The 22,905-nt window shown below is 72.6% G+C and carries 19 protein-coding genes; 3 read left to right on the top strand and 16 right to left on the bottom strand.

Annotated elements, in window-relative coordinates:
* Positions 1 to 257: 257 nt before the first annotated feature.
* Positions 258 to 1,628 carry an MFS transporter gene (locus U5C87_RS13100; RefSeq protein WP_330473002.1) on the bottom strand — a complete coding sequence of 457 codons (1,371 nt, stop codon included), beginning with the start codon at positions 1,626 to 1,628 and terminating at the stop codon, positions 258 to 260.
* Positions 1,629 to 1,774: 146 nt separating this feature from the next.
* Here U5C87_RS13100 and U5C87_RS13095 point away from each other — a divergent pair, with 146 nt between their 5' ends.
* Positions 1,775 to 3,841 carry an elongation factor G-like protein EF-G2 gene (locus U5C87_RS13095; RefSeq protein WP_330473001.1) on the top strand — a complete coding sequence of 689 codons (2,067 nt, stop codon included), beginning with the start codon at positions 1,775 to 1,777 and terminating at the stop codon, positions 3,839 to 3,841.
* A gap of 68 nt (positions 3,842 to 3,909) precedes the next feature.
* Here the strand turns inward: U5C87_RS13095 and U5C87_RS13090 are convergent, their stop codons facing one another.
* Together U5C87_RS13090 and U5C87_RS13085 are read right to left on the bottom strand one after the other, a co-directional pair.
* Positions 3,910 to 4,911 (bottom strand): NADP-dependent oxidoreductase, encoded by a 1,002-nt coding sequence (locus U5C87_RS13090; protein WP_330473000.1) that lies wholly within the window; start codon positions 4,909 to 4,911, stop codon positions 3,910 to 3,912.
* Between the two features lie 84 nt (positions 4,912 to 4,995).
* Positions 4,996 to 5,424, bottom strand: coding sequence for an organic hydroperoxide resistance protein (locus U5C87_RS13085; protein ID WP_330472999.1), 429 nt, complete (start codon positions 5,422 to 5,424; stop codon positions 4,996 to 4,998).
* Between the two features lie 59 nt (positions 5,425 to 5,483).
* Between U5C87_RS13085 and U5C87_RS13080 the strand changes: the two genes are divergently transcribed.
* Complete coding sequence (locus U5C87_RS13080) at positions 5,484 to 5,942, top strand: MarR family winged helix-turn-helix transcriptional regulator (RefSeq protein WP_330472998.1); 459 nt, start codon at positions 5,484 to 5,486, stop codon at positions 5,940 to 5,942.
* A 114-nt stretch (positions 5,943 to 6,056) separates the two neighbouring features.
* Here U5C87_RS13080 and U5C87_RS13075 read toward each other — a convergent pair whose 3' ends face one another.
* From U5C87_RS13075 to hisD, 10 genes are all read right to left on the bottom strand, one after another.
* Entirely contained in the window at positions 6,057 to 6,668 is a 612-nt protein-coding gene (locus U5C87_RS13075) for a hypothetical protein (RefSeq protein WP_330472997.1), read from the bottom strand.
* A 145-nt stretch (positions 6,669 to 6,813) separates the two neighbouring features.
* The gene (locus U5C87_RS13070; protein WP_443082058.1) at positions 6,814 to 7,119 is read right to left on the bottom strand and encodes a DUF3592 domain-containing protein; all 306 of its coding nucleotides are present in this window, start codon (positions 7,117 to 7,119) and stop codon (positions 6,814 to 6,816) included.
* A gap of 207 nt (positions 7,120 to 7,326) precedes the next feature.
* Positions 7,327 to 8,754: a DUF445 domain-containing protein gene (locus U5C87_RS13065; protein ID WP_330472995.1), complete on the bottom strand. Its 1,428-nt coding sequence runs from the start codon at positions 8,752 to 8,754 to the stop codon at positions 7,327 to 7,329.
* Between the two features lie 26 nt (positions 8,755 to 8,780).
* Positions 8,781 to 9,572, bottom strand: a complete 792-nt coding sequence (locus tag U5C87_RS13060) for an SseB family protein (protein ID WP_330472994.1) — start codon at positions 9,570 to 9,572, stop codon at positions 8,781 to 8,783.
* Positions 9,569 to 10,312, bottom strand: coding sequence for a bifunctional 1-(5-phosphoribosyl)-5-((5-phosphoribosylamino)methylideneamino)imidazole-4-carboxamide isomerase/phosphoribosylanthranilate isomerase PriA (gene priA, locus U5C87_RS13055; RefSeq protein ID WP_330472993.1), 744 nt, complete (start codon positions 10,310 to 10,312; stop codon positions 9,569 to 9,571). The genes U5C87_RS13060 and priA overlap by 4 nt, the downstream gene beginning before the upstream one ends.
* A gap of 133 nt (positions 10,313 to 10,445) precedes the next feature.
* Positions 10,446 to 10,835: a hypothetical protein gene (locus U5C87_RS13050; protein ID WP_330472992.1), complete on the bottom strand. Its 390-nt coding sequence runs from the start codon at positions 10,833 to 10,835 to the stop codon at positions 10,446 to 10,448.
* A gap of 54 nt (positions 10,836 to 10,889) precedes the next feature.
* Entirely contained in the window at positions 10,890 to 11,528 is a 639-nt protein-coding gene (gene hisH / locus U5C87_RS13045; protein WP_330472991.1) for an imidazole glycerol phosphate synthase subunit HisH, read from the bottom strand.
* A 16-nt stretch (positions 11,529 to 11,544) separates the two neighbouring features.
* On the bottom strand, positions 11,545 to 12,144 hold the full coding sequence (hisB, locus tag U5C87_RS13040; RefSeq protein WP_030199961.1) for an imidazoleglycerol-phosphate dehydratase HisB: 600 nt from the start codon (positions 12,142 to 12,144) through the stop codon (positions 11,545 to 11,547).
* Positions 12,141 to 13,310: a histidinol-phosphate transaminase gene (locus U5C87_RS13035; RefSeq protein ID WP_330472990.1), complete on the bottom strand. Its 1,170-nt coding sequence runs from the start codon at positions 13,308 to 13,310 to the stop codon at positions 12,141 to 12,143. The genes hisB and U5C87_RS13035 overlap by 4 nt, the downstream gene beginning before the upstream one ends.
* A complete protein-coding gene (gene hisD / locus U5C87_RS13030) occupies positions 13,307 to 14,674 on the bottom strand; it encodes a histidinol dehydrogenase (RefSeq protein ID WP_330472989.1) in 1,368 nt (455 codons plus the stop codon). Before hisD ends, U5C87_RS13035 begins: the two co-directional genes overlap by 4 nt.
* 259 nt (positions 14,675 to 14,933) lie before the next feature.
* On the opposite strand from hisD, the gene U5C87_RS13025 reads away from it, so the two are divergent.
* The gene (locus tag U5C87_RS13025; RefSeq protein ID WP_330472988.1) at positions 14,934 to 16,184 is read left to right on the top strand and encodes an endonuclease; all 1,251 of its coding nucleotides are present in this window, start codon (positions 14,934 to 14,936) and stop codon (positions 16,182 to 16,184) included.
* 56 nt (positions 16,185 to 16,240) lie between these two features.
* Here the strand turns inward: U5C87_RS13025 and U5C87_RS13020 are convergent, their stop codons facing one another.
* From U5C87_RS13020 to U5C87_RS13010, 3 genes are all read right to left on the bottom strand, one after another.
* Entirely contained in the window at positions 16,241 to 18,340 is a 2,100-nt protein-coding gene (locus U5C87_RS13020; protein ID WP_330472987.1) for a S9 family peptidase, read from the bottom strand.
* A 99-nt stretch (positions 18,341 to 18,439) separates the two neighbouring features.
* The gene (locus U5C87_RS13015) at positions 18,440 to 21,856 is read right to left on the bottom strand and encodes an ExeM/NucH family extracellular endonuclease (RefSeq protein WP_330472986.1); all 3,417 of its coding nucleotides are present in this window, start codon (positions 21,854 to 21,856) and stop codon (positions 18,440 to 18,442) included.
* Positions 21,857 to 21,983: 127 nt separating this feature from the next.
* Complete coding sequence (locus tag U5C87_RS13010) at positions 21,984 to 22,901, bottom strand: pseudouridine synthase (RefSeq protein WP_330472985.1); 918 nt, start codon at positions 22,899 to 22,901, stop codon at positions 21,984 to 21,986.
* Positions 22,902 to 22,905 lie beyond the last annotated feature (4 nt).

Here is a 22,905-nt window from a genome sequence, read left to right as displayed (position 1 = left end):
GGTGTGACCAGACGGGATGTTGCCTGTCCTGCTGCGACCACAACGAGAAAAGGGCTCCCCGTGTGTGCACGAGGAGCCCAAGGGTCGCGTATGCCGGACGGTCGCCGTCGCGTCACACGGCTCGGCAGGCGCACCGCAGGCGGCGGCCGGTCGAGCAGACCTTGACCCGGCGACCGTGAGGTCGACGCGGGTGGAAGCGAGCTTCTCTTGCACGTCGTCACCGGCGTCCGCCGGAGCGGGAGCATGGTGACGGCTGGTCAGTGATCGATACTAGCAGCCGCGACGCCGTGCACCGAATCGGTGCGGGCGGTGCGGGCGGAGCGCCCGCCCGGGCGCCGGGTGGCTCGCGAGCCGACGAGACCTGCGGCGGCGATGAGGACCCCGAGGGCGGAGACGACGACGAAGCCCCACTGCCACCCGCCGTGGTCGATGGCGAAACCGGCGACCGGTGCTGCGACGGCCGACCCGGCCGTCATGGCCGAGCCGTGCCAGCCCATCATCTCGCCACGGAACCGCTCGGGGACCTGGCGGCTCAGCTGCTCGACCGTGGCCGTGATGGTCGGCGCGCAGAGGAAGCCGGACACGGTGATGAGCACGGCGAAGCTCGGCACACCCGCGGCGAGCGCGACGGGCGCCGTCGTGGCGGCGAGGCCCGCGAGCAGCCAGAACACCGAGAAGGAGCGGTGCCACGCGCCGTAGAGGAGGCCTCCGATGAGCGATCCGGCGCCCCACAGCGCCAGGACCCAGCCGATCGAGCCCGTCGCCTCGAAGGAGCGCAGGGCGGCCACGATCCCGACGTCGGTCCCGCTGAGCACCAGGGTCGAGCAGGCCGCGGCGAGGTAGACGGCGGCCACGGGAAGGGTGATGAAGCCCCGGACCGCCCGTCCGCGCGGGGCGTCGTCGGGCACCGCGGCGCCGGCGGCGATGGCCTCGGCGCGCCCGGCCTCGCCCGGCTCGTCGGCGGCGACCCGCTCCCCCGTCGTGGCGCCGACCGTCTCGCCGGCCGTCTCGCCGGCCGTGTCGCCGGCCGGGGCCCCTTCGGCCGCACCCGAGGTGAGCGGCGGGTTGACGACCCACAGGACGAAACCGGCTGCGACGGAGGTCAGCTCGCACACGAGCAGGGCCCAGCCGGTGTCCCACGACGTGGCCAGCCAGACTCCGATGGCCGGGCCCGCCATGAAGGACAGCTCGGTCGCCGACGAGTCGAGCGAGAGCGCCGTGCGTCGCTGGTCGGCGGGCACGGACCGGATGATGACCTGGCGCAGGATCGAGAAGGTGGGCACGACGAAGAGGCCGGCGAGCGCCGCGAACCCGATGAGCGGCGCGTAGCCCACCCACGGCGCGATCGACCAGCACACCGCCTGCACGACGAGCGAGGGCCCCACGGTGCGGCGCAGGCCGATCCGGTCGAGCAGCCGCCCGCGCCACGGGCCCGAGACGGCGACGGCGACGGTGGACGCGGCCGTGACCAGGCCGGCCTCGCCGTAGCTGCGTCCGAGCGACGACACGACGTGGAGGGTGAGGATCACCGCGCCGGCCCACATCGGGACGCGGATGAGGAAGCCGAGCAGCAGCGCGTCACGCGTGTCGCGGTTGGCCAGCACCGGCCGGTACGCCCCCAGGTCCATGGCGTCAGCCTGTCACCCACCGCCGACGCCGCGCACCCGGGTTTGCGGACCGGACGACGGCGCGCTCCTCGCGGGCCACGGCGAAGGTGGCACGCGGCATACGCGGAAGTCTTGTGACGGCCCCGCGACAGGAGAAGGGTGGAGGTATGGCAAAGACGCCCGGCAGATCAGACCTTCCTGCGGCCCCCAACCCCGCCTCGCCGCAGGACATCCGCAACGTCGTGCTGGTCGGACCCGGCGGGGCCGGCAAGACCGCACTCTTCGAGGCGCTCGTCGCGGCGCGCGTGCCCGGTCAGCGCACCGGCACGGGCGACCACGTCCGCACGACGACCCTCATCGCCGCGTCCTTCACCTCGGGAGCGGTCACCCTCAACCTGCTCGACACCCCGGGCTACCCCGACTTCGTCGGGGACCTGCGGGCCGGCCTGCGGGCCGCCGACGCCGCGGTCTTCGTCGTCTCCGGCGCCGACGACATCGACCGCCCCGTCTCGCTGCTCTGGCGCGAGTGCGCGGCCGTCGGCATGCCACGCGCCGTCGTCGTGACCCACCTGGACCAGCCGCGGGCCGACTTCGCCACGACGGTCGAGACGTGCCGCCGCAGCTTCGGCGACGCCCGCGCCACGCACTGGCCGGTCATCGACGGCGGGTCGGTCACCGACGTCGTCGGCCTGCTGACCGGCGAGACCTCAGAGGAGCACGAGGACGCGCGGGCCGCGCTCATCGAGTCGGTCATCGAGGAGTCCGAGGACGCGGGGCTGCTCGACCGCTACCTCGAGGGCGAGGACCTCGACACCGAGTCGCTGCTCGCCGACCTGCGGACCGCCATCGCGCAGGGCACCTTCTTCCCCATCGTCCCCGTCTCGCCCCTGACCGGTGCCGGCGTCGAGGAGCTGCTCGGGATGGTCGAGCGGGCCTTCCCCGACCCGACGGTGCACCCGCTTGCTCCCGTGACCTCCCCCGTGGGCGGCACGGTCACCGGTGTCGCGTGCGATCCGTCGCAGCCCCTCGTCGCCGAGGTCGTGCGGACCACCACCGACCCCTACGTCGGCCGGCTGTCGCTCGTGCGCGTCTTCTCCGGCACCCTACGCGTCGACGAGCCGGTGCACGTCTCGGGTCACCTCGGCGACTTCGTCGGGCACGAGGTCGCCGGCCACCCGGCCCACGACGACGACGAGCGGGTGGGACCGCTCGCGTCCCCGTTCGTCGAGACGCACCGGCCGCGGGGCACCGCCGTCGCGGGCGACATCGCCCTCGTGTCGAAGCTGACGCGCGCCGAGACGTCCGACACGCTCTCCTCGCCGGACCGGCCGGTGGTCGTCGCGCCCTGGCTGCTGCCGGAGCCGCAGCTGCCCGTCGCGATCCGGGCCGCGACGAAGTCCGACGACGACAAGCTCGGCGGCGCCCTGCAGCGGCTCGTCGCCGAGGACGTGACGATGCGGATGGAGCACTCGACCGAGACCGACCAGGTCGTGCTCTGGACCATGGGCCAGGCCCACGTCGACGACCTCATCGCCCGGCTCGCCGACCGCTACGGCGTCACCGTGACGGCCGAGCCGTACCGCACCTCGCTGCGCGAGACGTTCGTGCGCCGGTGCTCGGTGCAGGGCCGGCACGTCAAGCAGTCGGGCGGGCACGGGCAGTACGCCGTGTGCTCGATCGAGATCGAGCCGCTCCCCCGCGGATCCGGCTTCGAGTTCGTCGACAAGGTCGTCGGCGGCGCGGTGCCGCGCCAGTTCATCCCGTCGGTCGAGAAGGGTGCCCGCCTCCAGCTCGAGAAGGGCCTGCTGACGGGCCACCCGGTCGTCGACGTGCGGGTCACCCTGACGGACGGCAAGGCGCACTCGGTCGACTCCTCGGACGTCGCCTTCCAGACGGCGGCCGCCCTCGCCCTCAAGGAGGCGGCCAACGTCTCGACGATGGCGCTGCTCGAGCCGATCGACCGGGTCGACATCACCATCGCCGACGAGTACCTCGGCGCCGTGATGTCCGACCTCCGCGGCCGTCGCGGGCAGGTGCTCGGCACGGAGCCGGCGGACGGGATGGGGCCCGAGGGCGGCTGGACGGTCGTGCACGCCGAGGTGCCGTCGGCGGAGCTGTCGCGCTACCCGATCGACCTGCGGTCGGTGTCGCACGGCACCGGCTCGTTCGTGCGCGAGCCGCTGCGCCACGACCTGCTTCCCGCCGACAAGGCCAAGGAGCTGCTCGGCAGCTGACGGGCCCGGACACGCCGCAGGGGGCGGGTGCCCGTGGCACCCGCCCCCTCCGTGTGGTCCTGCTCGCCTCAGAGGCGCACGAGCATCTTGCCGACGTTCTCGCCGCGCAGGACGCCGAGGAAGGCATCGACCGCGTGGTCGATCCCGTCGTTGAAGGTCTCGCGGGAGGTCAGCGACCCGTCGGCCATCCAGCCGGCCGCGCGCTGGGCGTACTCGCCCGCGAGGTCCCAGTGGTCGCCCACGAGGAAGCCGGTGATCGTGCCGCGCGTCTGGATGAGGCGCGCGAGGTTGCGCGGGCCGGGGGCCGCCTCGGTGTTGTTGTAGACCGAGATCGCACCGCAGATCGCGATGCGCCCGCCGAGGCGGAGCGAGCCGATCGCGGCCTCGAGGTGGTCACCGCCGACGTTGTCGAAGTAGACGTCGATGCCGTCGGGCGCCGCCTCGCGGAGCAGGTCGGACACGCGGCCGTCCTTGTAGTTGAACGCGGCGTCGAAGCCGAGGTCGTCGATCAGGTGGCGGACCTTCTCGTCGGAGCCGGCGCTGCCGATGACGCGGCTCGCACCGAGCGCCTTGGCGACCTGGCCGACGACGCTGCCGACGGCGCCCGCGGCGCCCGAGACGAAGACGACGTCGCCCTCCTTGAGCCCCGCGACGCGGGTCAGGCCGGCGTATGCCGTCAGGCCCGTCATGCCGAGCACGCCGAGGTACGCAGAGGCGGGGGCCACGGCCGTGTCGACGACGCGGACGGCGGAGCCGTCCACGACGGCCTCCTCGCGCCAGCCGAGGCCGTGGAGCACGTGGTCACCGACGGCGACGCCGTCGGCCCGCGACTCGGTGACGACACCGACGGCGCCGCCGTGCATGGCCTCGCCCAGCGCATACGGCTCGGCGTAGGACTTGGCGTCGCTCATGCGACCGCGCATGTAGGGGTCGACCGACATGACCTCGTTGCGGACGCGGACCTGGCCGTCGGCGAGGTCGACGTGCGCGCTCTCGACGAGGGCGAAGTCGTCGTGGGTGGGCCAGCCGACGGGACGGCTCTTGAGCTGGACCTCACGGGGATTCGTCATCGGGTCTCCTTCTGGGACAGGGGTGCTGGGTGCTGGGTTTCGGGGTGTCGTGCAAAAGGTGGCCGCGGACGCGGCCCGGCGGTCTCAGTCGACGACGATCTCGACGGGGATGTTGCCGCGGGTCGCGTTGGAGTAGGGGCACACCTGGTGGGCGGTGTCGACGAGCTCGCGGCCGAGCTGCGCGTCGATGCCCTCGGGCAGCTCGACGTGGAGCACGACACCGAGACCGAAGCCGGTGCTCGAGGACCCGGAGAGGCTGACGTCGGCGGTGACCGCGACGTCGAAGTCCTCGACCCGGCGCTTGCGGGCGACGAGCCCGAGAGCGCTCGCGAAGCACGCGGCATACCCGGCGGCGAAGAGCTGCTCCGGGTTGGTGCCCTCGCCGCTGCCGCCGAGCTCGCGCGGGGCGGCGAGCGTGACGTCGAGGCGGCCGTCGGAGGTGACGGCGCGGCCCTCACGTCCCGAGGCGGTGGCCGAGGCGACGTACTGGGCGGTCTGGGTGGTGGTGCTCATCGAGGCTCCTTGCATTGCTGGCAATTAAGTTGTGCGCAATTTGATAGTACGCTTGGGTCATGAGCCCGTCCAATCCACCCGCCGCCCCGAGCCCCCTCAGCCTCGAGCAGCAGATCTGCTACGCGATGCACACCACGGTGCGCGCGTTCGACGGCGTCTACCGCGAGCTGCTGGCGGAGCACGGGCTGTCGTACCCGCAGTACATCGCCCTCATGACGATCGGGGAGCACGGGCCCGTCACGGTCGGGCGGCTCGGCGAGCTCATGCGTCTCGACTCGGGCACGCTCTCTCCCCTGCTCAAGCGCATGGAGGGTGCGCGGCTCGTCGGCCGGGCGCGTGACCCGGAGGACGAGCGCCGCGTCGTGGTGTCGCTGACCGCCGGCGGGAGGGAACGGCTCGACTCGCTCGGGGACGTGCCGCACCGCGTCGCCGAGCGCAGCGGCCTGTCCAGGCAGCAGCTCGTCGACCTGCACCGCACCCTTCGGCACATCACCGAGAGCCTCGACTCCCCGGCCTGAGGTCTGAGGACCGCAAGCGTCACTCCACCCCTCTCGGGCCTGCGACGAGATCGCTCGCGCACGTGGGTGGTCCGTCCCGGCGACGTTGCACCGGTCCGTGGGCGTTCTGCGCGTCTACCCGATCGGGTTGATGTGGACGATGACGACGTGCTTGCCCGCTGCTCCGTCGTAACGCAGGTCGTAGTTCACGGAGACGCCGGTGGAGGTGCCCGACGTGATCGAGAAGCTGCTACGCGTCTGGGGGTCCGTCTCGACAGAGGCGATCCAGTCCTCCGCGGACGTGCCGTCGATGCCGTATCGCCTGACGCCGTCGCGGACCACCGCTGAGAGCTCCTTCAGTGACGGTGCCGTCAGGAAGTAGGTGATCTCTCGGAAGTCCGTCCGGCTGGCCGAGGTGTCGAAGCGGACGTAGTCGGTGTCGTCGCTCACCTCCCCCGTCGGCGCCGCGATGACGAGGTGCAGCTTGCCGGTGCGCCGGGTGTCGATGTCCGGACCGAAATCACGGTCGGCGTCGAGGCCGACCGCCGTCTTCTCCAGCCGCCCCGAACGCATGTCGAGCCGCAGCGTGCGGCTGGCCTTGACCTGCGCCACGCCGGCCTCGTCGAGCGAGGAGTACGCGCCCACCGCCAAGGAGCGGGGTGCCGCCTCCTGTCGTCCGGACTGCCAGGTGCAGGCGCTGAGGAGCAGGGCGCAGGCGAGCGCCGCCGTGGCGGCGCGGCAGGGCACATCGAGCCTCCGCCGGCGTCGGCCGCCCCCCAAGGAGGCGGACGCTCTCACGACGGCCATGGGGGGCTCCTGTCGGTCGGTAGGAAGGGAGGGACGCGGCCAGGCGGCACATCCTGCGGGCTCGGGCCGCGCCAGGGTCCGCTGGTCAGGACAAGGGGAAGTGGGCGACGAACCAGAGGCTGACAGCCGAGAAGACGATGAAGAACGGCACCAGACAACCGAGGGTGGCGCGCTCCTGTGACGAGACGACGAAGGACTCGGCGGGGTTCCGTGGGTCGTAGGCCACCTGGAGCAGCTCCCCCGGCGCCCGCTCCTGCACGTCCGAGACCTGCGACTCACCGGTGAAGGGGATGCCGGCCGAGTCGGTGAACTGGTACGTCGGCCAGTAGCGGCGCCTCCGGGTCGTGTTCCCGACACCGCTGGTCCACCCGGCCCGCGCACCGGTGACCACTGCATCCACTCGAGGCCAGTCAGCCGTCCGCTGTTCGTGCCGCCGGTGCCCGCGGACGACGTGAGTGAGCGAGAACGCGGCGCCGAGCACGAAAAGTGCCCACACGGCATACAACACGGCTCTCACGTGGCCCCCCTGGTTGGAGCGAGCATCATGTCAGCACATGTCCTGGTTCGTCCCCCCGGGGGCTCCCGGTCGGGAGTCGAGTCAGGAGGGCAGCACGATCGAGACGGCGTGGATGAGCATGCCGATGAGGCCGCCGACGAGCGTGCCGTTGATCCGGATGAACTGCAGGTCGCGCCCCACCTGCAGCTCCACGCGCTCGGCGGTCTCCTTGCCGTCCCAGCGGTCGACGGTGTCGCTGATGATGCGGGTGAGCTCGGTGCCGTAGCGGTCGACCGCGTAGATCGTCGCGTCACAGATGCGGGCGTCGATGCGCTGGCGCAGGGGCTCGTCGGCGAGCAGCCGCTCGGCGAGCGCCGTCACCTCGCGGACGGCCCGGGTGCGGACCGGACCGCCCTCGTCCTCGAGGGCCGCGATGACGACCGCGCGGAACGAGGCCCAGAGCGACATCGCCGTGTCGGCGACCTGGGGGTGGGCGAGGACTCGCTCCTTGAGTCGCTCGGCCTTGGCCTGGGTGACGGGGTCGTGCTGGAGGTCGTCGGCGAGGTCGATGAGCAGCTTGTCCAGAGCCAGGCGCACGTCGTGACGGGGGTCGTTGCGGATGTCGGCGAGCCACTTGAGCGCCTCGACGTGGATCTTGCGCGCGACGAGGTCGTTGATGGCGTCGGGGACCCAGGCGGGCGCCCGCTGCGTGATGAGCGACTCGAAGAGGTCCTCGTTGTCGACGAGCCAGACCCGGAACTCGTCGAGCGCGAGGTCGACGAGCCCGACGTGGGCCTCGTCGCGGACCACCTGGTCGAGCAGCCCGCCGGCGAGCGAGCTGATCGGCTCCTGCGCCAGGCGCGGGAGCACGGCCTGCTCGATGACGGCGCGGACGTCCTCGTCCGGGATGCGGTGCAGCGCGTGCACGGTGACCGTGGCCACCTCGTCGACGAGACGCTTGGCGTGACCCGGCGCGAGCGCCCACTCGGCGGCGCGCCGCGTCGGCTCGGCGTCGAGCACCCGCTCGCGGATGATGTCCTCGCGCATGAAGTTCTCGCTGACGAACTCCTCGAGGCTGCGCCCGATCATCTCCTTCTTGCGCGGGATGAGGGCGGTGTGCGGGATCGGCAGACCGAGCGGGTGCCTGAAGATCGCGGTGACGGCGAACCAGTCCGCGCAGGCACCGACCATCGAGGCCTCGGCGCCGGCGTTGACGAAGCCGAGCAGGCCCTCGTCGTGCCCGCGGGTCAGCACGTAGACGATCGCGGCGAGGACGAGCAGTCCGGTGGCCACGAGGCGCATCTGCCGCAGGTCACGGCGACGCTGGGCGTCGAGGGCCGGGTCGACGATGAAACCGAGCGGGCCGGAGCCGCCCGCACCGCCCGGACCGCTCGCGCCACGCGCGCCGCCGGAACCGCTGCGATGCCCGGACCCGCTCGGAGCCGCTGCCGGCGCGGCGCCGAGGGCGCCGGCCGCCGTCGGGTCGTCCCCGAGATCGGGCTCCCGGGTCGCCTGGGGTGTGGTGTCCACGTCCGGCACCTCCGCTGGTGGTGTGCTCAGCGCGCCGCTTCGAGCGCGAAGGTCAGAGCATCGATCCTCGCACGGGTCTCGCCGTCGGTTGCGATGCGCTCGCCGATCCGGGTGGCGACGGCTCCGACGTGGGCGGCGTCGAGGCCGGGCTCGAGCGCCAGCACGACGCGCAGCACCCCGGCCCCGGCCGGCTCCCCCGCCTCGACGCGATGGCCCGCCACCTCGGGCTCCGACTCGACCGCCGCGGCCACGGCCGCCCGCACGTGCGGGTCCCGGTGGCTCGGCTCCCAGGCCCGCTCCTGGGCAAGCGCCCAGAGCATGCTCGGCCGGAGCACCGTGGCGTGCGAGGACGCGACGTCCACGACGAGGACCTGGCACTCCTCGCTGATCGCCGCCTGCGCCGCGGCCGCGGCGCGCACCGGCACCGGCCGCGCGCTCGCGTCCCAGGCAGCGAGGCTCTCGAGCGAGGTGAACATCGGCAGGGCGCGGGAGCCGTCCGGCGACGTCAGGGTCACGGCGGCCATGTCGCTGCGGGTGTCCACGGCGTGAGCGCCGGAGTCGTCCACCTCGGCGGCGACGGCGACGACCGGGACGAGCCAGCGTGCCTGCGCGACCTGCCGCAGCAGCGCGACCTCCGTGTCGTCGGTCGGTGAGTCGTGCGCGGCGGCCAGAGCCTCGAGCAGCGCGGCATCGGCGAGTCCGGTGTCCCCCGAGAAGCCGTGCGACGGGATCGACTTGCCCTCCCACGCCTGGCCGGCGGAGTCGGCGGGCCGTCCCTCGGCGTCGTGGTGACCCGCGGCCGGTGTCGGTGCGGTCATGAGCCGGGTCGTCCGGCGACGTCGAGCGCCTCGGGGAGCGTGAACGCGCCACGGTAGAGCGCCGAGCCGACGATGGCGCCCTCGACCCCGTCGCCGACGAGGGTGCGGATGGTGGCGATGTCGTCGAGCGTCGAGACGCCGCCGCTCGCCACGACGGGCCGGTCGGTGCGCGCACAGACCTCACGGAGCAGCTCGACGTTGGCACCCTGCAGCATGCCGTCCTTGTTGACGTCGGTGACGACGTAGCGGGCACAGCCCTCGGCGTCGAGCCGGGCCAGCGTCTCCCACAGGTCGCCGCCCTCGCGGGTCCAGCCCCGGGCCGCGAGCGTGGTGCCGCGGACGTCGAGGCCGATGGCGACGCGGTCGCCGTGCGCCGCGATGATCGACGCGGTCCACTCGGGGTCCTCGAGGGCGGCCGTGCCGATGTTGACGCGGCGACAGCCCGTGGCAAGGGCCGCGTCGAGGGACTCGGTGTCGCGGATGCCGCCGGAGAGCTCCACCTGCAGGTCGAGCCGGCCGACGATCGAGGCGATGAGGTCGCGGTTGCTCCCGCGCCCGAAGGCCGCGTCGAGGTCGACGAGGTGGATCCACTCGGCGCCGTGCTCCTGCCACCGCAGCGCGGCCTCCCACGGGTCCCCGAACTCTCCGCCGCTGCCGGCGACGCCCTGCACCAGCTGGACGGCGCGACCGCCCGCGATGTCGACGGCGGGCAGCAGCTCGAGACGTGGCTGGTCGGTCATGGCGTGCGGGCTCCTCGGGGTCGTGACGTGGCCACCCGAGTATGCCGCGAGGCTCCTCCCCGAGGTCCCCCGGGCCCACGAGGTGGTCGGCCTGACGGCCGGGAGGCTCCGGATGCCTTGGCCCCGACGGGGCTCAGGGCTGGGCGGGTGGCGCGGGTGGTGCGGGCGTCTCGGCCGCGGGCGGTGTCTCGGTCGCGCCTGTGCCTGCGCTCGTGGCCGCGCCCGCGGCGATCTCGCCCCGGTGCCGCCACACGACGTAGGCCAGGCCCACGACCACGACGACGGCGATGAGCGCGAGGCGCACCGGCCAGGACAGGTCGAGCAAGGTCGTCACGACGAGGGTGCCCAGGGCCGTACCGACGGTGGTCGGCAGCCCCGGTCGGCTGGTCCGTCGACGCGGGTAGAGCGAGCCGGACGACGTGCGTCGCCGAGTGCCGGCGGTCGTCGCGCGCCTCGTGGTGCTGCGGGCACGTGCGCTCGTGCTCTTCGTGCTCCGGCTGGTCGCCGACTTCCTCGTCGCCACGGGCCCTCCTCGTCGAGGCCGAGGGCCACCGTCAGACGGTGCCGCTCGGCGCGGTCACAGGCTACGGACCCAGTTCTCCAACAGGTGGAGACCGGCGTCACCGGACTTCTCGGGGTGGAACTGGGTCGCCGCCAAGGGCCCATTCTCGACCGCGGCGACGAACTTCGCACCGTGACTCGCCCACGTGACCCGCGGTGCAACCCGCACGAACGCACCGGTGGCCTCGAGCGTCCAGTGTTGCACGGCATACGAGTGGACGAAGTAGAAGCGCTCGTGCTCGACGCCCGCGAACAGGCTCGACCCCTCGGCGACCTCGACCTCGGACCATCCCATGTGCGGGACGACGTCGGCGGGGAGGCGCTCGACGGTGCCCGGCCACTCGCCGAGTCCCTCGAGCGGCTGCTCGGACGGCTCGGTCGAGCCGTCGAAGAGCACCTGCATGCCGACGCAGACACCGAGGACGGCCCGGCCGCCGCTGATGCGACGCCCGATGATGCGCGGTCCGTGGGCGGCGGCGAGCCCGGCCATGCAGGCGTGGAAGTTGCCGACACCCGGCACGAAGAGCCCGTCGCACTCCAGGGCTCGGTGCGGGTCCGAGGTCAGGGTGACCGCGGCGCCGACGCGCTCGAGGGCGCGCACGGCCGAGCGGACGTTGCCGCTGCCGTAGTCGAGGACGACGACGTCGGCACTCATCGACGGGCCACCATCGTCAGAGCGCTCCCTTGGCGCTGGGGATGCCGACGACGCGCGGGTCCGGTGCGACGGCGGCGCGCAGGGCTCGCGCGACGGCCTTGAACTGGGCCTCGACGATGTGGTGCGGGTCGCGCCCGGCGAGCACGCGCACGTGCAGGCAGAGCCCGGCGTTGTAGGCGAAGGACTCGAGCACGTGGCGGGTCATCGAGCCGGTGAAGTGCCCGCCGATGAGGGCGTACTGCTGGCCCTCCGGCTCGCCCTCGTGCACGACGTACGGGCGACCGGCCACGTCGACGACGGCGTGGCACAGGGCCTCGTCGAGCGGCACCGTGGCGTCGCCGAAGCGGGAGATCCCGGACTTGTCGCCGAGCGCCTCGCGCAGGGCCTGGCCGAGGACGATGGCGGTGTCCTCGACCGTGTGGTGCACGTCGACGTCGACGTCACCGGTCGCCTTGACGGTGAGGTCGATGAGCGAGTGCTTGCTCAGCGAGTGGAGCATGTGGTCGTAGAACGGCACCCCCGTGGAGATGTCGGACGTGCCGGTGCCGTCGAGGTCGAGCGTCAGCTCGACGGACGACTCGGACGTCGCGCGGGTGATCGTCGCGGTGCGGCTCATGCGGGGGGCTCCTGCCGGTCGGCGCTGTCGGAGGACACGTGGGTCGGGGCGAGACGGGCCATGGCCTCGAGGAAGGCGGTCGTCTCGTCGGGGTCGCCCGCGGTGACGCGCAGGTGGTGCGCGATCCCCATGTCACGCACGAGCACTCCCTGCTCGAGCAGGGCCTGCCACGTGGCCTTCTCGTCACGCAGGCCACCGAAGAGGACGAAGTTACTGTCGCTCGCGACAGGGCGCGCCCCGAGCTCGGCCAGGCGGTCGACGATGCGGTCGCGCTGGTGCTTGATCACCTCGACGGTGCCGAGCATGACGTCGGCGTGCTCGAGCGCGATGCGCGCGATCGTCTGCGTCGGGCTGCTCAGGTGGTAGGGCAGTCGCACGAGGCGCAGCGCGTCGACGAGCTCCGAGGCCGCGACGAGGTAGCCGAGGCGACCACCGGCGAAGGCGAAGGCCTTGCTCATGGTGCGCGTCACGACGAGCCGCGGGTGGTCGGCCAGCAGCGTGAGCGCGGATCGCGTTCCTGGGCGGGCGAACTCGGCGTAGGCCTCGTCGACGACGACGATCGCGTTCGGCGCCGCGTCGAGCACCGCGCCGATGACCTCGAACGGCAGCGCCGTGCCCGTCGGGTTGTTGGGCGAGCAGAGGAACACGATCGACGGGTCGTGCTCGCGCGCCTGCGCTGCCGCGGACTCCGGCGTCAGGTCGAAGGCGTCGGGCTCGGTTGCGGCGGAACGGAGTCCGTCGACCCATGTCGTGCCGAGGGTCTCGGTGATGATCGGGTGCATCGAGTAGCTCGGGGTGAACCCGAGGGCGACGCGGCCGTGCCCACCGAAGGCCTGAACGACGTGCGAGAGCACCTCGTTGGAGCCGTTGCCCGCCCACACCTGCTCAGGCGTGACCGTCACCCCGGACTGCTTCTCGATGTATGCCGTCAGTGCCTTGCGGAGGTCGGTGAACTCGCGGTCGGGGTAGCGGTTGAGCGAGGCCACGTCGTCGGCGAGCGCCGCGACGACGGCGTCGACGACGACCTGCGGCACCGGGTAGGAGTTCTCGTTGGTGTTGAGTCGCACCGGGACGTCGAGCTGCGGCGCGCCGTAGGGCGTGCGCCCGCGCAGGTCGGGGCGGAGCAGGCGCTGCACCTCCCGTGCGGCGACGGTGTCATCCGTCACCGTGGCACCTCGTCGCCGAAGCGTGCCGTCACGGCCTCACCGTGGGCCGGGAGGTCCTCGGACTGGGCGAGGGTCACGACGTGGCGAGCGACCTCGCGCAGGGCCGGCTCGTCGTAGTCGACGACGTGGATCCCGCGGAGGAACGACTGCACCGACAGGCCGCTGCTGTGGCAGGCGCACCCGGCGGTCGGCAGCACGTGGTTGGAGCCGGCCGCGTAGTCGCCGAGGCTGACCGGGCTGTGCGGCCCGACGAAGACGGCACCGGCGTTGCGCACCCGGGCAGCCACGTCGGCGGCGTCACGGGTCTGGATCTCGAGGTGCTCGGCGGCGTACGCGTTGACGACGTCGAGGCCCGCGTCGAGGTCGTCGACGAGGACGATGCGCGACTGCGTGCCCTCGAGCGCCTCGGTGACCCGCTCCGCGTGCTTCGTCGCCGGGACGCGCCGCGCCAGGGCACGCCGGGTCCCCTCGACCAGCTCCTCGCTGTCGGTGACGAGCACCGAGGCCGCGAGCGGGTCGTGCTCGGCCTGGCTGACGAGGTCGGCCGCGACGTGGTCGGGGTCGGCCGAGTCGTCGGCGAGGATCGCGATCTCGGTCGGGCCGGCCTCGGCGTCGATGCCGATGAGGCCCTTGAGGAGGCGCTTGGCGGCCACGACCCAGATGTTGCCGGGGCCCGTGACGAGCGACACCGGGTCGCAGACGACGGGCTCGCCGTCGACCTCACCGAACTGCGGGTCGTCGTCGACGAAGCCGTGGGCGAACATCGCGACCGCCTGGGCGCCGCCGACGGCATACACCTCGTCGACGCCGAGCAGCGCGCACGCGGCGAGGATCGTCGGGTTGGGGTAGCCCGCGAACTCGCCGACGTTCTCGCGCTGGGGCGGGGACGCCACGGCGAGCGAGCCGACCTCGGCGAGCTGCGCCGGGACGACGTTCATGATGACGCTGCTGGGGTAGACGGCCAGACCGCCCGGCACGTAGAGACCGACGCGGTCGACCGGAACCCAGCGCTCGGTCACCGTGCCACCGGGCACCACCTGGGTGGTCGTGTCGGTGCGGCGCTGCTCCGCGTGGACGATGCGGGCGCGACGGATCGACTCCTCGAGGGCGGCGCACAGGTCGGGGTCGAGGCGGTCGAGGGCGGACCGCAGCACGGCCCGCGGCACACGCAGGTGCGTCGGGCGCACGCCGTCGAAGCGCTCACCGAGCTCGCGCAGTGCCGCAGCGCCGCGATGCTCGACGTCCTCGCAGATCGGCCGCACCTGCTCGAGGGCGGCCGTGACGTCGAACTCGGCTCGGGGCAGGGCCCGCCGCAGGAAGCGCACGTCGAGCGTGCGACCGCGCAGGTCGAGAGAGGACATCATGGGTCACCAGTCTAGAAGGCGTCGCGCAGGGCTCCGACCACTGTCCAGGGTGCGGCACGTGCGGGACGGTCGCCGTGCCGGCCGGCCCGGGCCCGAGCCAGTCTGCCCGCCTGCCGAATCTTGGATCGGCCCTGACGAAGGGCAGACCAACGACAGACCCGGGGTTCACGGGTGATCCGCCACGCTCGTGAGGCCGTCCTCCGAACCGGTCGACCGGCACCCGAATCCCACCTGACTCCCCCGCCCGACAGGAGAACCCGTGCCCGTCGTCATCCCCCGGCGTCGCATCGCAGCCATCGTCACCGGCCTCGCCGTCGCCCTCGTCCCGCCCAGCCTCGCGCTCACCAGCGCCGCCGGGGCGCCGGCCGCGGGCGCGCTGCCGGTCCCGCACGCGGCGGCGGCCCCCGCGCTGGTCGCCGCCCCGCTCACCGTCTCGCAGGCCGTCGCCTCGCAGACCGGCCAGAGCGCCACCGTGCGCGGCTACGTCGTCGGCCAGCCGACGGCCACGAGCACCGTCGTCCGGTCGAGCTTCCCCAACGACTACGCCCTCGCCATCGCCGACTCGGCCGCCGAGACGTCCACGAGCAGGATGCTCTACGTCCAGATCCCGTCGGCGTTCCGGTCCGCGTGGGGCCTGAAAAGCAACCCCGCCCTCATGGGCCGGCAGATCGACGTCACCGGCGCCCTGTCGGCCTACTTCTCCCACCCGGGCATGACGTCGACGACCGCCTTCGCCTTCAGCGGCACCTCGACCACGACCACGAGCCCCACGAGCACCACCAGGAGCCCGAGCCCGACCGGGACGACGAGCCCGTACGACTCGACCTACTACGCGTCGGCGATCGGCAAGACCGGCACGGCGCTGCACACCGAGCTGCACCGGATCATCTCGAGCGGCGTCACGACCCTGACCTACGACCAGGTCTGGACGGCCCTCAAGGACACCGACCAGGATCCGGCCAACAGCAACAACGTCATCGAGATCTACTCGGGCCGCTCCATCGCCAAGTCCGACAACGGCGGCGGCGTCGACCAGTGGAACCGTGAGCACGTCTGGGCCAAGAGCCACGGCGACTTCGGCACCGTCAACGGCCCCGGCACGGACGTCCACCACCTGCGGCCCGAGGACGTCACGGTCAACAGCACCCGCGGCAACCTCGACTTCGACCAGGGTGGCTCACCCGTCGCCCAGTGCACCGGCTGCCTGAGCGACGGCGACTCGTTCGAGCCGCGCAACGCCGTCAAGGGCGACGTCGCCCGGATGATCCTCTACATGGCGGTCCGCTGGGACGGCGGCGACGGCTTCGCCGACCTCGAGCCGAACAACCTCGTCGGCAACGGCACGGCCCCCTACATCGGCCGGCTGTCGGTGCTCAAGCAGTGGAACCTGCAGGACCCGCCGGACGCCTTCGAGAAGCGCCGGAACCAGGTCATCTTCGACACCTGGCAGCACAACCGGAACCCGTTCGTCGACCACCCGGAGTGGGTCACGGCGATCTACGGCTCCTGAGCCTCGCCGGCCTCCCGCCGCCCCCCGCCACCTGCCACCTGCCGAGGCGGCCGTGCTCACGACGTCTGGTCGATGAGCACGGCCGTCTCCCAGGCCCACTCGCGCCAGAGGTCGTAGCGGCCCGAGCGGCCTCCGTGACCGGCCGCCATCTCGGTGCGGAAGAGGATCTGCGCCGCGTCGTCGACGCCGAGGTCCGCGTGCCGCAGCGCCGCGACCCACTTGGCCGGCTCGGTGACGTAGACACGCGTGTCGTCGAGCCCCGCGGTCACGAGCAGGCTCGGGTGGCGCCCGGGGATGACGTTCTCGTAGGGCGCGTAGGACTTCATGAGGGCGTATGCCGCGGGGTCCTCGAGCGGGTTGCCCCACTCCTCCCACTCCACGACGGTGAGGGGCAGGCTCGGGTCCAGCACCGTGGTGAGCGCGTCGACGAACGGGACCTGGGCGTGCACGAAGCGGAAGCGCTCGGGGGCGAGGTTGACGACAGCACCCATGAGCAGCCCGCCCGCCGAACCGCCCTCTGCCGCAAGGCGGTCGGGGGCGACGACCCCGGTCTCGACGAGATGATCGGCGCAGGTGACGAAGTCGGTGAAGGTGTTGGGCTTGGACTGCAGCTTGCCGTCGTCGTACCAGGACCGCCCCATCTCGGACCCGCCCCGCACGTGGGCGATGGCGAAGACCCAGCCGCGGTCGAGGAGCGAGAGGCGCAGCACCGAGAACCACGGGTCGCTCGAGATGCCGTAGGCGCCGTAGGCGTTGAGCAGGCCCGGCGCGGTGCCGTCGCTCGGCACGTCGTGGCGGTGCACGATCGAGATCGGGATCCGGGTGCCGTCGGCGGCCGTGGCCCACTCGCGCCGCTGCCGGTAGCGTCCGAGGTCGACGTCTCCGCGGACGTGCTGCTGCTTGAGCAGCGTGAAGGTGCGGGCGTGGACGTCGTAGTCCTCGACCGTGCGGGGCGTGACGAGCGACTCGTGCACGACCTGCAGCGTGGGGGTGGACGCCTCGGGGTTGACCCCGACATGCAGGGTGCCGATCGGCTCCCCGACCGCGATGTCATGGGCCTCCCCCAGCCCGTTCGGCGCGGCCGGGTCGCGGAGCACGACACGCACCCCGGTAGCGCCCTCGCGCCGCAGGGAGACGGCGATGAAGTCGTCGAAACCCTCTGCGCCCGTGACGTACTCGTCCTCCGTGGTGACCTCGAGGGGCACCCAGTCGTCCGACGAGGTGCTCGTCACGGGAGCGGTGGCCAGCTCGAAGTTGACCCGGTTCGCGTTGTGGGTGACGAGCAGCTGGTCGCCGAAGGGCTCGATGTCGTACTCGACGCCCTGGCGACGCGGCGCCACCGTGCGCGGGGTGCCGAGAGGGTCGTCGGCGTCGAGGATCCGGAACTCGCTCGTCGTCTTGGAGCCGATGGCGATGAGGACCAGGCGGTCGTCGCGCGAGGTGCCGACGCCGACGAAGAAGCGCTCGTCGGTCTCCTCGTGCACGAGCACGTCGGCGGAGACGGGCGTGCCGACCTCGTGACGCCAGACCTGGTGCGGCCGCCACGCGTCGTCCACGCGCGTGTAGAAGAGGTGCCGGGCATCGAGGGACCAAGCCAGCGAGCCGCCGGTCTGGCGCACGGTGTCGTCCAGGACGGTGGCGTCCTCGATCCGTCGCACGTACACGTCGTAGCGCTCGTCGCCGACGACGTCCACGGCATACGCCAGCAGGTCGCCGGACGGCGACACCTCGCTCGCCCCGACGGCGAAGAACTCGTGGTCGCGCCCCTCCTCGTTCTGGTCGAGGAGGACCTGCTCGCCGGCGGGCGGCCGGCCCCCGTCGAGGGTCGGGCGCTGCGGGTGCTCGGCGACCGCCACCCGGGCCTCGACGGCGTACTGCTCCCCCTCGACGGTGCGCGAGTAGTACCACCAGCGGTCGTGGCGCACGGGCACGGAGAGGTCGGTCTCCTCGATGCGCGAGCGGAACTCCTCGAAGACCTGCTCGGCGAGCGGGCGCAGGTGCTCGGTCCGCTCGGTGGCGTAGGCGTTCTCGGCGACGAGCAGCTCGCGCAGCTCCGGGGAGTCCCGGTCGGCCATCCAGGCGTAGGGGTCCTCGAAGCGGTCACCGTGGTGCTCGCGGGTGACCGGGTCACGTCGGGCGGTCGGGGGGCGGCGCATTCGCGCAGTCTAGGTCGGCGCGGACGACGAGCGGCGCCCGGTGGGCCGTGGCCCGCCGGACGCCGCTCGTCACGCCACCTGGGCGCTGTCAGGAGGTGGTCAGTGGATCTTGACCTGTCCCTGGACGCGCTGGGTGCGGCTGTCGTAGACGACCGTGCCGGCGCTGTCGCGGACGACGATGCGCACCGTGTCGGGCGTGGCGTCGGTCGCCGTCAGCTCGAAGCGGTAGCCGGGAGCGCCGTCGACGGTGGCCGTGCCCGCGAGCCGGGCCGTGCCACCGGTGACGACGAGCCAGTCGAGACCCGTGGAGGCGAGCGTCAGGCCCGGCGTCGTCAGGGTCAGCGAGCCGTCGGGGCGGCTGGCGCCCTTCTCGTACTTCGCCGACACGGAGAACTGGCCCTTGCCCGTCGCCGACGGGGATCCGACCACGGCACCTGACGGCGAGACGAACCATCCACCGCCCGTGAGGAACCCGACCGCGGCGTCGTAGACGACGACGGTCGTCGTGCCCGTGTCGGCGTTGCCCCACTGGTCTGTGACGGTCACGGTGACGGTGTAGACCCCGGCAGCCGAGTAGACGTGGCTGCCGCTGACCGTGCCGCCCGTGACCGTGGCCGCCGTGGTGCCGCCGTCGCCCCACGCGATGCTCGCCGTGTGCGTGTCGAGCGGGTCGGCGTCGGTGAACGTCGCGCTAACACCGGCCGGGGCGCCGACGGAGACCGCCGACGACGGGCCGGTGACCGCACCCACGACCGGGGCGGCGTTCGTCAGGTCGAGCCCGACGACCACGGGGTCGTGGTCCGAGATGCGGAACTGGTCGGGTGCGTAGAGGCCCGTGACCTGCGCCGGCGTCTTGAACTCGGTGTTGTAGTCGAGGATCGAGGGCTCGTCGGCGTTGACGTGCCAGTCGCGGACCCCCGTCACCTGGCTGCCCATCGACGCCGAGCCGAGGGCGTGGTCGAGGTAGCCCCACTGGCCGTCGAAGGCGTAGGAGTACGCCTCGCGCCCGCCCCGCTGCTCGATGAGGTTGGCGTAGCCGGCCTTCTCGAGCGTCGTGATCGGGTCCTCCTTGGCGTAGGAGTTCATGTCACCGAGGATGAGGACGTCGGGGTCACCGGTGCCCGTCGGGTCACCGGCCAGCCAGGCGGCCAGCAGCTTCGCCGAGCGGACGCGCACCTCGGTGCAGTTGCCCTGCCCGTCGCCCGCGTCGGGCGTGTCGCACGCGCTGCCCTTGCTCTTGAGGTGGTTCGCGACGGCGACGAACGTGCCGCCGCTCGTGTTGTCGCGGAACGCCTGCGCGAGCGAGGGGCGGTTGCGCGGTCCCGAGTCGCCGCCGTTGACGAAGTCGACGGTGTTGAGCGCCGCCGTCGTGCCCACGGGCGTCACGGCCTTCGGCTTGTAGAGCATGCCGACCTTGATCGCGTCGTTGCCGAGGGCATCGGTCTGGCCGGTGCGTGCGTCGGCGTCGATGAACGCCCACGCGCCGGGGCCGTCCTTCTCGTTGAGCTTGCCGACGAGGAACTGCTCGGCGCTGTCGGCGCCGTAGCCGTCGTTCTCCATCTCCATGAAGGCGACGACGTCGGCCTGCGTGCCCGAGACGGCGGCGACCGTCTTGCGCCACTGCCGGTCGAGCTCGGTGGCGGTGTTGGCGCCGCGGCAGTCCATGATCGCGCCCGTCAGACCACCACGGCAGTTGTTGCCGGTCGTGTCGAGGGTGTTGAAGAAGTTGAGCAGGTTCATCCCGACGACACGGGTGTCGCCGCCCACGGCGGGCGGGCTCGTCGGCCGCGGGTTGCTCGCCTCGAAGTCGACGCTCGCAGCCGGCGAGACCGGGCGGATGCGGTAGGCGTTGGCGCTGGACGCGTTGCCGCCCCACGTCCAGTTCAGGACACCGGTCAGACCGGTCACCGTGTCACCCCCGCGCAGCGTGTTGCTCGCGCTGAGCGGCTGGCCGCCGCGACCGAAGACGATCGGGTCGACGTTCTGCGCCTGCGACGTGTCGTCGAGGATGATCTTGCGCAGGTTGTTGGACTTCTGGAGCGCAGCGGCGTCGGCGCCGGGAGCGACGACGTTGGTCGGCTGCTCGAGGCGGCCACCCTCCGACACCGTGACCTGGCCGAAGCGGCCGAGCTGGAAGTGCTCGGTGACCGACATCTCCTGCGGGAGGGTGACGAGCATGCCCTCGTAGCGCTCGAGCGTGGTGGCGTCCTCGACGGGGAAGCGCACCTGCGTCGGGGCGACGGTCCCGGTGCCGCAGACCGTGATGGCGGCGGCGCTGACCTGGGTCTGGCCCTGGTTCTCGCCGGCGTTGCCCGACACGGTGACGAGGTCACCGAGCTTGACGGAGTCGGCGTTGCTGCCCTCGAAGACGAAGATGCCGTCGGACGTCGCGGCCTTGCCGTCGCCCGTCGGGTCCTGGATGAAGAAGCCGCGCAGCGCCGGCGACGGGCCCTCGTAGTCACCGACGACGACGCCGCGCGTCGTGACGCGGCCCGTGATGGCCGCGGTGTCACCGCTCCCCTGGATCGCGGGGATGGGCGTCGCGCTGACGTCGCAGGGGCTGGTGGCCGGGACCGAGAAGCGCACGGTGACGTCGTCTGCGGGGTGGTCCGGCGGGTCGACGGCGTCCTGATCGGTGATGGCGGGGGCCGAGACCGTCAGGGTGCACGCGTCACCGAGGGCGAAGTCGGTGGACGGGTCGAGCGTGAAGGTGGTGGGACCACCGGTGACCGAGAAGGTCTTGGCACCGGAGATCGAGCAGGTCAGCGTGAAGGCTCCGGACGCGGCCTTCACCGGCTCGGAGAAGGTGACCGTCGGGCTGGCGTCGACGGCGACCGTCGAGGCACCGTCGGCCGGGGCCGTGGAGGTCACGGTGGGGGCGTTGTCGGTCGCCGGGCCGCCGTCGATGGTGTGGCTCCCGAGCCCGTCGAAGGTGCCGGCCGGGTAGGCGTCCCACTCCTTCGCCGGATCGAACGGATCGCCGCTCACGGGGTCGCCGACCGTGACGGACGGCTTGCGCCGCAGCGTGTGGTCGACCGTCGTGACCGGCTCGGTCCCCCACCCTGCACCGGGGTCGACACCGACCTGACCGATCGAGTCGACGACGGCTGAGCCCTTGCGCAGCTCGATGGCATCGTCGCCGTTGAAGGTCAGTGAGCCACTCAGCTGGTCGGCGGCCAGGATGGCGGGGTCGTTCGTGGACGTGCTGTTGCCGACGACGAAGACGTCGCCCGACTGCACGGTGCCGGTGAGCGGGATGGACGAGGTCGACGTGCCGCCGTTGACGGACGTGAACAGGCTGTACGCGCCGGTGAGGGTCACCGGGCCGCCTGTCGGGTTGTAGATCTCGATGGCCTTGTTGTTGCCCGTGGCCGGTTCGACGTACTCGCTGATGAACAGCTCCGTCGGGGCCGCCGCCGAGGCCGGTCCGGCCGCGACGAAGGGGGTGATGCCCACGGCGAGCGCAGCGGTGGTGACCGCGGCGACCCGGCGCAGGGCAGGACGAGATTGACGCATGGATTTCCTCCCTGGGACCGGCTCTTCCGCGCGGTCTGCGCGTCACCCTAGAACGCGGTCGAGCATCTCGCGCGTCGAGATGCCCTCGGCATCCTGAACGTCGGATGACATCGCGGCGACGCGTTCGTCACCGCTCCGGCGCGAGGCCGGCGTCGAGCGGCCAAGGACCCGGCCAGCGGGCCAGGCGCCGGCGGGTGACGAACCGGCGCGGCGTGCCGTCGACGGGGTCGTCGAAGGCCAGGACGGCCGCGAGCAGCTGCAGCGGAGCGCTGAAGTCGTCGAGGGCGACGTCGCGCTCGACGGGGTAGAGAGGGTCGTCGACGATGGGGATGCCGAGGCCCTGGAGCTGGCAGCGCAGCTGGTGCGTGCGCCCCGTCCGCGGCGTCAGCCGGTAGAGCCCGAGGTCCTCCTCCCCCGGCCGTCCGGCACCGGACGCCCGGCCGACCAGCTCGACGAGAGTCTCGGCGTTGGGCTCGGCGCCCTCGACCTCGTGGGCCTGGTGCGTGCCGTGCTCCTTGACGAGGTGCGTGCGCCGGACGAGCGGCAGCACGAGGTCCTCACGGAGGGACGCGACGGCGAGGTACTCCTTGTGCGCGAGCGCCGCGGCGAAGACGCCCTGGTAGGCGCCGCGCCACCGCTGCTCGGTCGTGAACATCAGCACGCCCGCCGTCGGCCGGTCGAGGCGGTGGGCCGGGGTGAGGCGGCGCTCCCCCGTCAGGACCCGGGCGCGGGCCAGGGCGCTCTGCACGACGTGCCGGCCGCGAGGCATGGTCGCCATGTCGTGCGGCTTGTCGACGACGACGATCCGCTCGTCGCGGTGCAGCACCACGAGCTCCTCGGGGTGCACGACCTCCTCCGGCAGGTCACGGTGCGCCCAGACCGCCGACTGCGGCACGAACGGCGCGTCAGGTGCCACGGCGCGGCCGTCGGCATCGACGAACTCTCCCGCCGCGAGCATCCGGTCGACGTCGTCGGGCGTCAGCCCCGGCGCGAGGCGCTCGACGAGGTGGTCCCGCAGCGACATCCACGGGCCGGCCTGCGGCATGCGG

The organism is Terrabacter sp. C0L_2 (assembly GCF_036352015.1).
GTDB classification, from domain to species: domain Bacteria; phylum Actinomycetota; class Actinomycetes; order Actinomycetales; family Dermatophilaceae; genus Terrabacter; species Terrabacter tumescens.
This window is presented reverse-complemented; position numbering and strand designations above follow the sequence as displayed.